Genomic DNA, 14,450 nt, shown 5'->3' with positions numbered 1-14,450 from the left:
CAGGGGGCGTGCGGCACTTTCAGTCAGGAGCCGAGATGGACCTGTACGAACACCAGGCAAGGGAACTGTTCAAGGAACACGGGATCGTGGTGCCGAGGGCCGAGGTCACCGACTCGCCCGAACGGGCCCGGGAGATCGCCCGCGCACTCGGCGGACGCACCGTCGTGAAGGCACAGGTGAAGACCGGCGGGCGCGGCAAGGCGGGCGGCGTGCGGCTCGCCGCCGACCCCGCCGAGGCCGAGGAGGCGGCGCGACACATCCTCGGCATGGACATCAAGGGCCACACGGTCGACGCCGTGATGCTGGCCGAACCCTGCGACATCGAGCGGGAGTTCTACGTTTCCTACGTCCTGGACCGCGCGTCCGGGGGTTTCCTCGCCATCGCCTCCGCGGAAGGCGGCATGGAGATCGAGGAGGTCGCCGCCCGGCGGCCCGAGGCCGTGGCACGCATCCCCATAGACCCCGCCGTGGGCGTGCACACGGCCACCGCGGTCCGCATCGCCGACGCCGCGGGACTGCCCCCGCAGACCGTCGACACCCTCGTGCGGCTGTGGAAGGTACTGGTCCGCGAGGACGCCCTCCTCGTCGAGGTCAACCCGCTGGTCAGGACGGCCGAAGGCAGGATCGTGGCCCTCGACGGCAAGGTCACCCTCGACGACAACGCCCGCTTCCGGCAATCCCGTTGGGGCGACGAGAAGCCGGCGTCCGCCGACTCCCTGGAGGCGCGGGCCGGCGCCAAGGGCCTCAACTACGTCAAGCTCGACGGCGAGGTCGGCGTCATCGGCAACGGCGCCGGGCTGGTCATGTCGACGCTCGACGTGGTCGCCGGCTGCGGTGCCCGGCCCGCCAACTTCCTCGACATCGGCGGCGGCGCCTCCGCCCGGGTCATGGCCGACGGGCTGTCGGTCATCCTCTCCGACCCCGCCGTGAAGTCCGTCCTCGTCAACGTCTTCGGCGGCATCACCGCCTGCGACGCGGTCGCCGACGGCATCGTCCGGGCCCTGGACGAGGTCCGGCTCACCAAGCCGCTCGTCGTACGCCTCGACGGCAACAACGCCGCCCGGGGCCGGGCCCTCCTCGACGCACGCGCGCATCCACTGGTCGAACAGGCCACCACCATGGACGGCGCCGCCCGCCGTGCCGCCCGACTCGCCACCGCGGCATCCACCGCCGGATAAGGAGACAGGACGACATGGCGATCTACCTCACCAAGGAGAGCAGGGTCCTCGTCCAAGGCATGACCGGCGCCGAGGGCATGAAGCACACCCGCCGCATGCTGGCCGCCGGCACCGACGTCGTCGGTGGCGTCAACCCGCGCAAGGCGGGCCGCACCGTCGACTTCGACGACCGTTCGGTCCCGGTCTTCGGTTCGGTCCGCGAGGGCATCGAGAGCACCGGCGCCGACGTCACCGTCGTCTTCGTGCCGCCCGCCTTCGCCAAGGCGGCGGTCGTCGAGGCCGCCGACGCCGGCATCGGCCTCGCGGTCGTCATCACCGAGGGCATCCCCGTCCACGACGCCGTCGCCTTCACCGCCCACGCCAGGACCAAGGGCACCCGCGTCGTCGGCCCCAACTGCCCCGGCCTGATCACCCCCGGCCAGTCCAACGCGGGCATCATCCCGCCCGACATCGCCAAGCCCGGCCGTATCGGCCTGGTCTCCAAGTCGGGCACGCTCACCTACCAACTCATGTACGAACTGCGCGACATCGGCTTCTCCACCTGCGTCGGCATCGGCGGCGACCCGGTCGTCGGCACCAGCCACATCGACTGCCTCACCGCATTCCAGGACGACCCCGACACCGAACTGATCGTCCTCATCGGCGAGATCGGCGGCGACGCCGAAGAACGCGCGGCCGCTCACATCCGCGAGCACGTCACCAAGCCGGTCGTCGGCTACATCGCCGGCTTCACCGCGCCCGAGGGCAAGACCATGGGCCACGCCGGCGCCATCGTGTCCGGCTCCTCGGGCACGGCACGGGCCAAGAAGGAAGCGCTGGAGGCGGTCGGGGTCCGGGTCGGGAGCACGCCGACCGAGACGGCACGGCACGTGCTCGCCGTGCTCGACGGAGCCGGACTCGACGGAGCCATGCTCGACGGCGCGGCAGACGACGGCGCGGCAGACGACGGCGGGGCAGACGGCGGCGGGGCAGACGGCGGCGCGGCCCGCGACGGGGATCGCGCATGACGCCCGGCGCGCGGGGCTCCGCAGTCCAGGACGCCGCGGCTCTCACCCTCAAGTCCGGCACCTCCTGGTCCGACGCCTGGCGCCGCTGCCGCGCCGTCGCGCCCGAGGCGTTCCGCGACGACCGCGTCCTCAACCTCTGGGACGCCGGCTGGCGGGCGGACGGCCGAGTCCTGCCGGCCACCAGCCCGGTCGACGGCACCCCGATCACCGGCCCGCCCCGGCTCGACGCCGCGACGGCCCACCATGCCGTACGCGCCTCGCTCGACCAGCACCGCGCCTGGCGCCACGTGCCCCTGCCCGAACGCCGCGCCCGCGTCGCGGCCACCCTCGACGCCCTGGCCCAGCACCGCGAACTGCTCGCGCTGCTGCTGGTGTGGGAGATCGGCAAGCCCTGGCGGTCGGCCCGGGCCGACGTCGACCGGGCCGTCGACGGCGTGCGCTGGTACGTGGACGGCATCGACGACATGCTCGACGGGCGCGCCCCGCTGGACGGTCCGGTGTCCAACATCGCGAGCTGGAACTACCCGATGAGCGTGCTCGTTCACGCATTGCTGGTACAGGCACTGGCGGGCAACGCGGTCATCGCCAAGACCCCGACCGACGGCGGCGTCGCCTGCCTGACCCTGGCCTGCGCGCTCGCCGCCCGTGAGGGACTTCCCGTCACCCTCGTCAGCGGCAGCGGCGGCGAGCTGTCCCAGGCGCTGGTGCGGGCGCCCGAGATCGGCTGCGTCTCCTTCGTCGGCGGCCGGGACACGGGCGCCGCCGTCGCCACCGCCGTCGCCGACCTCGGCAAGCGGCACATCCTCGAACAGGAAGGACTCAACACCTGGGGCATCTGGAACTTCACGGACTGGGACGCGCTCACGCAGGTGATCCCGAAGCTCTTCGACTACGGCAAGCAGCGCTGCACCGCCTACCCGCGCTTCGTCGTCCAGCGGCAGCTGTTCGACGCGTTCCTCGCGGCATACCTACCGGCGGTCCGCACCCTGCGCGTCGGCCACCCGCTCGCCGTCGCGGCACCGGACGACCCGTACCCGGCGCTCGACTTCGGGCCGGTGATCAACGCGGCCAAGGCCAAGGAGCTCCAGGACCAGGTCGCCGAGGCCGTCGACCGCGGCGCCGTCCCGCTGCACCGCGGCAGCGCGGCCGACGCCCGGTTCTTGCCCGGCCAGGACACCTCGGCCTACGTCCAGCCGGTCACGCTGCTCAACCCGCCCCGGTCCTCACCGCTGCACCACGCGGAACCCTTCGGCCCGGTCGACACCATCGTCCTGGTCGACACCGAGGCCGAGCTGCTCGCCGCGATGAACGCCTCCAACGGCGCGCTGGTGGCCACCCTGTCCACGGACGACCCGTCGACGTACGACAGGCTGGCGCCGCAGATCCGCGCGTTCAAGGTCGGCCACGGCGTGCCGCGCTCCCGCGGCGACCGCGACGAGCTGTTCGGCGGGCACGGCGCGTCCTGGCGCGGCGCCTTCGTCGGCGGTGAACTGCTGGTGCGTGCCGTGACGCGCGGCCCCGAGGGGGAGCGGCTGCCCGGGAACTTCCCGGACCACCACCTCATGCCGTAACGGACGTGAGCCGGACCATGAGGGCCGCCCCGGGTCAGCCGATGCCCTGGCGGTCCGGCTGCAGGGCGAAGGCGCGGTCCGCCGGGGTCGGCGCGGTCCGCTCGACGGCCTGCCGCAGCAGCTCGCGGTGGCGCAGCAGCGGCTCGCGCCGCTCCGGCGGCACGAGCAGCAGCAGGTCGTCGAGGCCGGCCAGCAGACGTCGCGTGACCTGCGGCGACCCGGCGGCGCAGGCACGGACCTCGGCGAACCCGAGGTCCACCAACTCCGCCCAGCCGGGCACGGGCTGCACCAGCCGGACGACGCCGCGCCTGTCCCGGTGCAGCACGGCGTCCAGCGGCCGCCGGGACAGCGTGGCCAGGATCTGCACGACCCGGTCCAGTGCCTGCACGGCGGTCGTCGGATCGTTCACCGCGGGGGACAGGGCGCGCAGTCCGATGTCGGACAGCTGGCGCAGCCCGAACGCCAGGTCCTGGTGGAAGGTGCGCTCCACCCCCACGGACAGGGCGTACCGCAGCGCCCGGCGCGGTGGAGCCGCCCCGCCGTGCACCGCCAGGACCGGCGTGCCCGGCACCAGGAAGTCACCGATCCGCGGGACCAGCCGCAGCACCACACCGTGCCCCCGGGCCACCCGCACCAACCGGGCGACGTGCACGTCCCGCAGCACACCGGCCTGCCCGTCGTGGGCGACCCACGCCGTCACCGACCCGAGGCCGGGCGCCTCGGCCCCGCCCGCCGGCGCCGGCATCAGCGCCGCCACCCGGAAGGACTCGGCGGCGATACGGGCGATCACATGACTGACCCGCATCAGCCGCAGCGTGGCGTTCACGTACATCACGAAGAGCAGCAGGCTCAGCGCGACCATGACCAGGGTGAGCACCGACTGCACCAGGGGCACCGACGTGGCGGCGCGGGGGTCGGGATTGCTGTCGTAGCTGGTCAGGACGAGCAGCGTCAGGACGAAGGTGGCGAGGAAGACGGCGAAGGTCGCCTTGGTGATCCGGCTGCGGACGAAGAGCCGCACCACCCGCGGGGTGAACTGTCCGCTCGCCATCTGCACGGCGACCAGCGAGATGCTGAACACCACGCCGATGAAGGTCATCATCGCCGAGCCGACCGCCGACACCACCGTCTTCGCGTCGTCCGCGAAGCGCAGCAGGTCGGCGATCGTGTCGTAGTCGCCGTCGTCCTGCAGCGAACGCACGAGGGCGGCATCGAGCTCCTGGGCCACGAGCCAGACCACGAAGACACCCACCATGGCCGCCGTGGGCGCGAACCAGAACGTGTCCCGCAGATGCTCCCTGAGCGGCGACAACGCCCGCGGCCGACGACGCTGAAGCGGGCCCTGCGTAACCATCCGGTCACTCATGGTGCGACCCTAGGCGCAGCGGAGCCGCCGGTCCCGGATCGCCGCTCAGGGGAAGGAAACGCAGGTGAAAGGCACCGCGAAACCTTGGTATGGTTGTCCATGTCGCCGCGGGGGAACACCCCGCACCGCGACAAGACACCTGGTCCGGGTGGCGGAATGGCAGACGCGCTAGCTTGAGGTGCTAGTGCCCTTTATCGGGCGTGGGGGTTCAAGTCCCCCCTCGGACACTCCATGCGACATACGCGAGCGCAGACGAGGGCCTCGACCACACGGTCGGGGTCCTTCGTGCTTGTCACGGGCCCGTGCGGTCGTGTCTTTGGACGGCCGCCGCACAGGGTAGGGGGCCCCTGTGAGCACAGGACGAGGGGGAGTCGGCGGGCCGGAGATCGCCCGGACCGCAGAGGTGATCGTCGGCCGCTCCGGCGGCGCTCCGGGGCGCAGGGGATCCGGCTACCGGGTCACCGGGCGGTACGTTCTCACCGCCGCGCACCTGGTCGAGTCCCCGTCGGCCACCGTCCGGATCCGCTTCGACGCCGACCGCTCCACCGAGTGGGACTGCGAAGCCCTGGTCGCCCTCAGCTCCCGCCCCGCCGACCTCGCGCTGCTGAGACTCACCGGCAGCCCGCCCGACGCTCGCCCGGTTCGTCATACGCCCCGCTACGCCGTCATTCCCGAGACGGCCGTCACGCTCCCCGTCACGGCCGTCGGCTTCCCCCGGTTCAAGCTGCGCGAGGACGGCGGACCCGAGGGCCGCCCCGCAGACGGCCCACCCAGTCGCTACCGGGACTCCTGCCACGTCGACGGCACGGTGTCCGCACTGTCCAACCGCCGGGCCGGCACCCTGGAGGTCGCCGTCCCGCCCCCCGCCGAAGACGTCGAACCCGACCGGTCGCCGTGGGAGGGGATGTCCGGAGCCCCGCTCTGGTACGGCGACGCGATCATCGGCCTCGTCACCACCCACCACCGTTCCGACGGCCTGGGACGCCTCGCGGCGGTGCGGGTGCAGCGCTGGTACGAGCTGCTGACCCCGGCCGAACTGGAACTTCTGCGTACCTGTGCGGGCCTTCCGGACCGGCCCGGGCCGACGGCTCACCCGGTCCACGGGGCCGGGGGCAGCCAATCACCGCCCGGCCTGCCGTCGCTCGCGGCACTGCCGCCCACTCTCACCCTTGGCGAACTCCGGGATCTGGTCGACGCGTTGACCGCACTGCCCACACTGCGCAGGCCGAACGGGATCGACGCCGTTCTGGAGGGGGTCGACCCCCGGGTGGCCGCCCACCGGCCGCGTGACGACCGGCTGAGGTTCGAGGTGTACGGCGTGCTGCGGACGTGTCTGCGCTTCCCCGGCACTTTCGACCGGTTCATGGAGGAGCTGCGGACATGGGAGGAGGACTCGGAGGAACTGCGCAGAGTCGACAGGGCAATGGCCGAACTGGCCCTGCGTCACAACTGACTTGATGTAGCAGCTGGCCGGTACACAGGGTTTCGACCCACCTTCCCCTGGGTCATGATGAAGGGGAACGACGGCGCGTACGAGACCAAACGGGGAGGGGACTTGGCAGCCGTGGAGCGGGCGACGCCGGCCTTTGAGTCCGGACTCATTGACCTCTCGGGAATATCGCTCGAGGCGTTGCGTTCTCTTGACGGCCCAGTCATGTCCGCATCTCTCGAACGGTTGCTGGCCGATGTCGACGATCCTCACGCGATCACGGTGGCCGGCGTCAACCAGACGTACACAGGGCTGGGTGACTAGAACCGTAGCCGTGTGCAGAGGGAGTGCCAGTGGGTCCCGCGGACAGCGCGTCTGCCGATCGGTCCGCCGTTCACCACATCTCGGAGGCCGGCCTGCGCGGGCTCGTACGGGGCGGTGGAGACGTTCACGTCCTCGACGAACTGCTGAGCGCCGAGCGGAGTCGCCGGTTGCTGTTGCTGCGGGCCCTGCTCGACGGAAGCGCCGACCGTTTCCAGGACCCCGCGGGCCGGCCCCCGTCCGTCCACGACGCCTGGCGACTCCTCGAACGTGCGCAGGCCGAAGCCCCCGACGCGGTCGACGGTGTCCTGATGGCGCCGGGGACCGGCACCTGGGTGTCGTCGGCCCTACGGCTCCTGCGAGACCGCGCGCATGAGGAGACCGCCGTCCGGCGGGCCCTGGGGCACCTGTCCGCCCTGGCCGTCGCCGCCGCGGCTCGTGCCCGTATCGGCTTCACCGCGTGGGTCCCGGCACACGAAGGGATGGTCCCGCTCCCCGGCCTGGGGTGCGCGGTCCTCCCCGCCGCACAGAAGTGGGCGGCCGTGCGGGTCGCCGGAGACGGCGAACGCCTGAGGATCACCGGACCGGACGGCGATGTGGTCGTGGGCCCCGACTGGCAGCGCCCGGCACCCGGTTGGCAGCCCACCCGACGGGTCACCCTGGGAAGAGACGGCTCGGCGGGGTCCCTCGCCCTGGAAGAACACGACCCGTTTCGCACCTTCTCCGGCCCCAGTGCGCCACGAGCCCTGTCCGAGCAGGAGGCCGGAGCCTGGCAGCGCGCGGTCGACGACGCCTGGGAACTGCTGCGGCGCGACGAACCGACCCAGACGGAAGCGATGCGCCGGGGCTTGAAGTCCCTCATTCCGGTGCCCAGAGGAGAAAGGTTTCGGCCATACAGCAGCTCCTCCGCGGAGGCGTTCGGCGGGGTCAACGCCTCTCTGCCCGACGAGGGCCCGGAGCTGGCCGCCACTCTCGTTCACGAGTTCCAGCACATCAAGCTCGGCGCGCTCATGCACCTGGCTCCCCTCGTCACACGCAGCGACAAGACCGACGAGCAGCCGGAGCTCTTCCACGCGCCGTGGCGGGACGATCCGCGCCCCCTGGAGGGCCTGCTGCAGGGGATATACGCCTTCTTCGGCGTCACCCGCTTCTGGCGCGCACACCGCCATGCCGCCGAGGCGGCACACAGGCCACTGGCACACTTCGAGTTCGCCCTGTGGCGCGACGCGGTGTGGTCGACGCTCGGCAGCGCCCGTGGCCACCAGCGGTTGACGCCCTTGGGAAACCGGCTTCTGGACTCCCTGGCGCACACATGCGCCGGATGGCTCACCGAGCGCCTTCCCGCACGGGAGCTGCGCCTCGCGCGCGAAGCGGCCGACAGCCACCGTGCCCGGTGGCGTGAGCACCATCTCCGACCGCCGTCCGACGTGGTGTACGAGGCGGTACGCGCATGGCGGCGCGGAGAGAGCTGCCCGGCGTCGGTCCGGACGGCACCGTCGTCGTTGAGACCGGACCCCGACGCCTGCTTTCTCGACACGGCGGCGGTGCTGGCCCGCTACCGCCTGACGGAACCGGACGGCCCCTGGCGGGACCCCGCCGTGGCGGCGGACGCGGTGCGCGGGGCCGGGCCGGTGGATGTCCTGCTGGCCTCCGGTGAGCGCTCGGCCGCCCGATGGGCCGCCGTGGACCGGCTGATGGCCGGGGACCCGGCCGTGGGCTCCTGGGCCGCGCTGGGCCGCGCCGTGGCCGACGCCCCGGAATGGCTGAGCGCCCACCGATTCCTGCTCAGCTCCCCGCAGTGGGCGCGGGCCGTGCGCGACGTGCTGATGGCCGAGCACGGGGAGCGGCCCGAGCCGCTGGCGCTCGCCGCATGGCTGGCCCGCGGCGCCCGGCCGACGGGCTGAAGGCCGCGAGGGCAGCCCGCCCTCGCGGCCGTCCCGCGCCGGTACCTCACGACGTACGCGGGCGGACTCTCACAACGGCATGGGGTCGATGTCGCAGTTGGCCCGCATGCCGTTCATGAAGGCGACGGTCGCAGGGTGGGGCACGGGCTCCTCCTGGCCGGCGGGCTGGGTCTGGGTGCCCAGCACCCGGCCCATACGCTCCAGCGTGTCGGACTGCAACGTCTCTCCCTCGCCCTCCTGCCCTACGGCCGCCAGGTCGAGCGAGAGGTTCGCGGCGCAGGCCAGGGTGGTCGGGTGATCGGGACCGAAGGTCTGCTTGCACCGCGCCAGCGCGTCGCGTCCGGTGCGGACCGCGGCGTCGAGTTCCCCGAGTGCGGACAGGTCACTGGCCAGGTTCACGGCCGCCACCAGCGTGAACGGGTGGTCCGGCCCGAGGGCGTCGGACAGCCCGGCGAGAGCCGCGTCGTCCAGGCCCCGGGCCTCCGCGGGCCGCCCGAGCAGCCGCTCGGACACCGCGAGGCCGACATCCGCCGCCAGCGTGTACGGGTGCTGAGGGTGGAAGACCTTGCGGTAGCCGGCACAGGCCTGGGCGCCGCGGGCCCGCGCCGCCTCGAGGTCGCCGTTCTGGCGCAGCGCGATGGCGAGAGGCAGAGCGGTGGCCAAGGACTGCGGATGGGTGTCTCCGTAGCGCCGGGTGAACGCCTCGTGGGACTTGATGGCCAGTTCCAGCGCGCGCGCGTGGTTGCCGGCCTTGCGGCACGCGATGCCCAGTTCCCGTTCGGTGCTGATCGTGGCCGGGTTGTCGTTGCCGAAGACGTCCCGGAACGCTTCCAGCGCCGCTTCCTGAAGCCGTAGTGCTCCGACGTAGTCGCCCGACTCGCGCACATCGATCGCGATCGAGTTCTCCGTGATGAGACTCCGCTGGTCGTCGCGCCCGAACAGGCGCAGCTTCAAGTGCCAGGTCTTCCGGTCGAGTTGCAGCGCCTCCTGGAACTGTCCCGACAGACGCAGACTCACGCCCAGGTTGTGAGCCATGTTCAGGCTGGCAGGGTCGTCGTCGCCGAAGGCCCGGTGCGCCCGGTCGTGGACGAGCCGGTCCAGTTCGGCGCCCTCCAGGAAGCGTCCCTGCGCGCGCCGTACGGCGGCTTCCATCTGGGCCGCGTCCAGCGCCTCCTCGCTGTCGGGCGAGGAGACGCGTTCGTGGACGCTTCTGATGTGCTCCACCAGAGTGGAGGCGTCGGTGTACCGGCCGACCATCAGGTAGACGAAGACCAGCCACCGCCCCATCAGAAGGGTCTGGACGTCCTCCTCGCCGAAGCGCTCGACCCAGGCGTTCCAGGCGGTCCGGGAGAAGTCCAGCGAGACCTCGTGGTCCCCCCAGTAGTAGAGGTACTTGGCGATGTTCATCACCAGCTGGCGCATCCAGGGCTGGTCGGAGGCGACGGCGTCGGAGGCGATCACGTGGGTGTAGAGCTCCGCATAGCGAGGCCAGCTCTCCGGATCGGTCGGCGTCCTCGGATCCGCGGCCGCCATCAGGGCGTGGGCGCCTTCACGCATGCGGTTCTGCTCCTCTGGGCTCATACGGTTGATCAACACGTGCTGGACCAACCGGTGCATCTCGATGGAGTTCGTTCGATGGTCGATTCGGGCGAGCGAGTAGCGGTTGATCTCCCTTATCGCGCGAGCGAGCTTCATCGGGTCGTTCAGAGCCGCGTCCAGTTCGGGGAAGATGGTGTTGTACCCCGGGCCGGACAGGATTTGCCTCGAGATCGGGTCGGGAGCGAAGTAGGAGCACAGCTGCAGCAGTCGCAGGGCGGCAGGGCTGCGGGTCTCCAGATGGTCGAGGGAGACGTTCCAGGCGGCCGCGACGGGCAGTTGGTAGTCCGGTGGCGGCGCGGTCTCGAGAAGTTCGTTCTGCTTGCTTTCGAAGAGGCGCAGGTACTCGGAGGCGGGCATGCCGGTCTCCGCTCGCCAGGCGGCAGCCTGGACCAGGGCCAGCGGCAGGTCGCCCAGCGCCTCCGCCAGCGCCTCGGCCTCCTCGTCCGCGAGTTCCGGTCCCGAACCGCGGAGCAGGTCCTTGCTCTCCTCACGGGTGAACACGTCCACTTCCAAGGACCCGCCGATCAGGCCCCAGCGGCGGTTGCGGGACGTGACCAGGATCGTGCCGGTGCCCCCGGTCGGGAAGTAGGGCCGTACCTGCTCCGGGCTGTCCGCGTTGTCGAAGATCAGCAGCCACCGGGAGTAGGGGCGCCCCTCGCGCAGTGCCTCCCGGACGGCCGGACCGGCGATGTTGGCCTCGGAGGTGGTCACCAGCCGCAGGCGCTTGGCCAGCTCCACCAGGGACTGGCCGATCTGTCCGGGCCGCTCCGACGGGATCCACCACACGATGTCGTACTCCGACTGGTGCCGGTAGGCGTACTCGATCGCCAGCTGGGTCTTGCCGACGCCGCCCATGCCGTGGATCGCCTCGGGGAGCACCGTGGTCGTGCCCTCCCGCAGCCGCTGGCCGAGCAGGTCCAGCAGTTCGCTCCGGCCTGTGAAGTTCTGGTTTCGCGGCGGCAGGTTCCCCCAGACGCGTGGCTGAACGGCGCGCTCTCCCTCCAACGTGCGCTGGGGTGTGGTGGACATCGGGGTGGCTCCTTCGCTAGCGCCGGAATCGTCGGACGGTGTCAGGGGGGCTTCGGCGGGCGGGACCTTGGCCAGCGGCACTGCATACCGCTGATCGTGCCATTTCAGGGCGTGACGCAACAATTTGGCGCGCTGAAGGTGTGAACCGGACAATGCGTCCAGCGCCATCAGTTCCACTCGGAGGAACGGGGCGTTCTTGTGCGTCACATGCGGTGTCGACGGCTTGTGCGACGCCTCGTCGGGCGGTGGCAGGAGCGTCGCGGTGGCCGGTGCCGAGGCCAGTACCTCGCGGACGTCGTGCAGGGTGCGGATGGTTGCGCTGCGCCGCCCCTGGGCGAGCAGTTCCTCGCGGACGTCGGGGAGGAAGTCGTAGACCACGGCCCCCGGGGCGTCGGCGTGCACACCGGTGGGGCGGACCAGGCCGCTCATGAAGAACTCGGACGCGTGAACAGGCCCGGCCCCGGGCGTCGACCGGATCAGCCGGCGGATGACCGGCAGGCTGAGGGGTGCCGCCGCGAGCCGGGTACCCAGGCGGAAGGCGACGGGGGAGGCCGCGGCACGGAAATCGAACACCCGGTCCGCGGCGGACGGTGGGCCGTCTGCGGCGGGGAACTCGGCGGCCCACGGGAAGACACGGGCCGCGTCCGGCCGCCCCTTCCAGGTGTGGGCCCGGGTCACGGGGAGGTCCAGCGGTTGCGTCGGCGTCCCGGTCAGCAGGGCGGAGAAGGCACGCGCCCCGTGGTGAGTGAGCGACAGGACGGGTACCGCGACCGGGCTCTCTTCGTCGTCGGTGTGGACCGGGCGGGACGCGTTGGCCGCACCCTGCGACGAGACGGGAAGTTCCCGCTCCCGCCAGGCCCAGCCGGCGTTGGCCGCCCACGGGCGGGGCGCCGCGACCCGGGCGTGCAGCACGTCGAGGCCGGTCCGGAACCAGACGTGGGGCGGCAGTGGGTCGACCACGGCGACGGGCCAGGACTGTGCCCACTGTCGCAGCAGGGGCTGCACTGTGCCGAGATGCCAGCCGGCCGCCAGGGCGTCCGTGACCACCAGAACCACGCGGCGCGTACCGGTCGTGGGCTCCTCGAGCGGGTGTTCCGTGCGGATCCGGGCCGGGAGCGCTTCGTCGGTGCCGCGCAGGGGGAGTACCCGGACGGTGGCGAAGCTTTCGGCCAGGGCTGCGGACAGGTTCTCGACGACCTCGTCCCAGATCCGCATCGTCACATGCGAGTCGACGACGAGCGTCGCTTCCCTGGGTGACCCGTCGTCCTCGGGGCGCCAGTCACGCCAGAGACGCGCCACGTCCGGCTCGGGCCGCGGCCGCTCGTGCCGGTCACTGTCACTGGCCATGATCACGCCCACGGATTCGCTGTCGGTGCGGGGACGGGGGCGGTGGGCCTCCCGCTTCAGTTCCGGTTCGGGCCCTGGGGGCAGCCCTGTCCGGGGGCCGGCCCACCCGCGGACCGCGGGGGTGGCCCAGCTCCCCGGCCGACGCACTTGTCATCACGTCAGTGCGCTCCCTTCTGCCCCCGTCCGCGTTCACTGTCTTATCCGGCACGGTCGGAACCGCCGCCCGGTACCGATGGGCCGGGCAGGCGTTCCGGGTCGTCCAGCAGCAGGGCCAGATGGTGGCCGACATGCCCGTGCCAGCCTTCGGGCCCCAGTGCCAGCGCCCGGTCGCGCCATCGGCGGGTGCGCTCGAGAACGCCCGCCAGACCACGTTCCTGCAAGATGTCCGCGGCCGCCTCCCGGAAGGCGGTCCCGGATTCGCCACGGTCCCACAGAAGGGCCGGGATGCCGGCCCGCAGTGCCGCCACGAATTCCTGCTGGGAGCGGGACGATTCGGTGCCGGGCGGCCCGCTGAGGACGAGGCAGACGATCTGCTGATCGTCCTTGAGCTCCCGTTCGAGGTGGAACGCGGACTGGTCCGGCGGGCTCCAGTGCGACCTGCTCTCGGCGGGCCTGTCCTTCAACTGCCGCCAGCGGTTGTTCCACGGCCGGTGCCAGGCGGCCTTGCGCAGACGCTCGAAACTGCGCAGCACGACGGTGTAGTCCATGACCAGGGGTGTGGGCACGGCTGCGTCGGCCTCCTTGTGCCACCACTCCACGGGCTCCGCGAGCAGTTCCCACGGCAGGATGAACTCGATCACCACCGGTTGCCGCAGATCGGACCAGCGCTCCTCGGCCTGTTCGATCAGGCGGTCCGTGGCGGCCGGAAGATCGTTCCGGTGTCGCTTGACCGTCTCACCGGGGATGGGATGCCAGCCGTCGGCGTCGGACTGGCGCCAGTGCGACATCCAGAAGTGGTCGGGGTCCACGCCGTCCGGTTCGAACTGGATCAGCAGGTACGCGGGGTGGAGCGAGGGTTCGCCGGGCGGGGCGGACTCGCCCTGCTGCCAGTCGGCCATTTCCTCCGCCAGCCCGCGGAGCTGGGCCTGCTTGCGGTTCCAGCGGCGTAAGTGCTCCGCCTCCTCCGTACGGCCCTCCTTCACCAGGTGCTCGGCGGCGAGCGACAGGAACGCCATGGACGGAGGCAGTTCGTCGGCGGCGGTGTTGTCGCCCGCCAGGCGCAGGAAGACCTCCCAGCCCGTGCTGCACCACTCCTCGAGCTCCTGGGTGCGGGAGTGACTGGCCCGGCGCGCGAGGGTCGTCAGGAGAGAGGCGGACCGCAACTCGTGCAACAGCGGGCGCAGCGGGCGCAGGTCGGTGTCCTTGAAGAAGGACGTGGCCTCCCACTCGTCCACCAGACGCCACAGGGCGAGCATGCTCACCGAGCCCTGCTCGGCGTAACCCAGGCAGCGGGCCAACGTCTGCAGTCCTTCGTCGGTCTCGGCGCACTTCTTGACCAATTGCCGTGACCACAGGACGAGCGGCTGGTCCTGTCGGGGGTCGACGGTCAGCCGGAGTTCCGCGGAGAGGTCCTGGGCCAGCATGTCGGAGCCGGTCTGCCGGCGTATCGTCTCCGTCGCCGCCAGGACGCCCGCCATCTCGGCCATGAGTTCGTTTCGAACACGTGCGGCGCTGCGCCCCTCCACCTCGTGACCTCCCC

Annotated in this window: 9 protein-coding genes and 1 tRNA gene; 7 read left to right on the top strand and 3 right to left on the bottom strand. The window is 71.8% G+C overall.

The annotated features are described in order from the left end of the window. The first annotated feature begins 35 nt into the window (after window positions 1–35). The 3 genes from sucC to ABS735_RS24175 are packed head-to-tail and all read left to right on the top strand — an operon-like array spanning window position 36 to window position 3,756. Window positions 36–1,178 carry an ADP-forming succinate--CoA ligase subunit beta gene (gene sucC / locus ABS735_RS24185; RefSeq protein ID WP_373900468.1) on the top strand — a complete coding sequence of 381 codons (1,143 nt, stop codon included), beginning with the start codon at window positions 36–38 and terminating at the stop codon, window positions 1,176–1,178. 14 nt (window positions 1,179–1,192) lie between these two features. Continuing rightward, a complete protein-coding gene (sucD, locus tag ABS735_RS24180; RefSeq protein ID WP_373900469.1) occupies window positions 1,193–2,185 on the top strand; it encodes a succinate--CoA ligase subunit alpha in 993 nt (330 codons plus the stop codon). Next, window positions 2,182–3,756 carry an aldehyde dehydrogenase family protein gene (locus tag ABS735_RS24175; protein ID WP_373900470.1) on the top strand — a complete coding sequence of 525 codons (1,575 nt, stop codon included), beginning with the start codon at window positions 2,182–2,184 and terminating at the stop codon, window positions 3,754–3,756. The genes sucD and ABS735_RS24175 overlap by 4 nt, the downstream gene beginning before the upstream one ends. Window positions 3,757–3,790: 34 nt before the next feature. Here ABS735_RS24175 and ABS735_RS24170 read toward each other — a convergent pair whose 3' ends face one another. After that, window positions 3,791–5,122 carry a DUF2254 domain-containing protein gene (locus ABS735_RS24170; protein ID WP_373900471.1) on the bottom strand — a complete coding sequence of 444 codons (1,332 nt, stop codon included), beginning with the start codon at window positions 5,120–5,122 and terminating at the stop codon, window positions 3,791–3,793. A gap of 142 nt (window positions 5,123–5,264) precedes the next feature. Here ABS735_RS24170 and ABS735_RS24165 point away from each other — a divergent pair. From ABS735_RS24165 to ABS735_RS24150, 4 genes are all read left to right on the top strand, one after another. Then, window positions 5,265–5,349, top strand: a tRNA-Leu gene (locus tag ABS735_RS24165). A 122-nt stretch (window positions 5,350–5,471) separates the two neighbouring features. Continuing rightward, window positions 5,472–6,575 (top strand): effector-associated domain 2-containing protein, encoded by a 1,104-nt coding sequence (locus tag ABS735_RS24160; RefSeq protein WP_373900472.1) that lies wholly within the window; start codon window positions 5,472–5,474, stop codon window positions 6,573–6,575. A gap of 54 nt (window positions 6,576–6,629) precedes the next feature. Further along, window positions 6,630–6,875, top strand: coding sequence for a hypothetical protein (locus ABS735_RS24155; protein WP_373900473.1), 246 nt, complete (start codon window positions 6,630–6,632; stop codon window positions 6,873–6,875). 29 nt (window positions 6,876–6,904) lie between these two features. Then, entirely contained in the window at window positions 6,905–8,776 is a 1,872-nt protein-coding gene (locus tag ABS735_RS24150; protein ID WP_373900474.1) for an HEXXH motif domain-containing protein, read from the top strand. A 69-nt stretch (window positions 8,777–8,845) separates the two neighbouring features. Here ABS735_RS24150 and fxsT read toward each other — a convergent pair whose 3' ends face one another. Then, window positions 8,846–12,751 (bottom strand): FxSxx-COOH system tetratricopeptide repeat protein, encoded by a 3,906-nt coding sequence (gene fxsT / locus ABS735_RS24145; protein WP_373900475.1) that lies wholly within the window; start codon window positions 12,749–12,751, stop codon window positions 8,846–8,848. Between the two features lie 197 nt (window positions 12,752–12,948). After that, window positions 12,949–14,397, bottom strand: coding sequence for a VMAP-C domain-containing protein (locus ABS735_RS24140; protein ID WP_373900476.1), 1,449 nt, complete (start codon window positions 14,395–14,397; stop codon window positions 12,949–12,951). Window positions 14,398–14,450: the final 53 nt, after the last annotated feature.

Source organism: Streptomyces sp. MMCC 100 (assembly GCF_041538145.2).
Taxonomy (GTDB): domain Bacteria; phylum Actinomycetota; class Actinomycetes; order Streptomycetales; family Streptomycetaceae; genus Streptomyces.
Note: the sequence above shows the minus strand (reverse complement) of the source record. Positions and strands in the feature narration are given on the sequence as shown.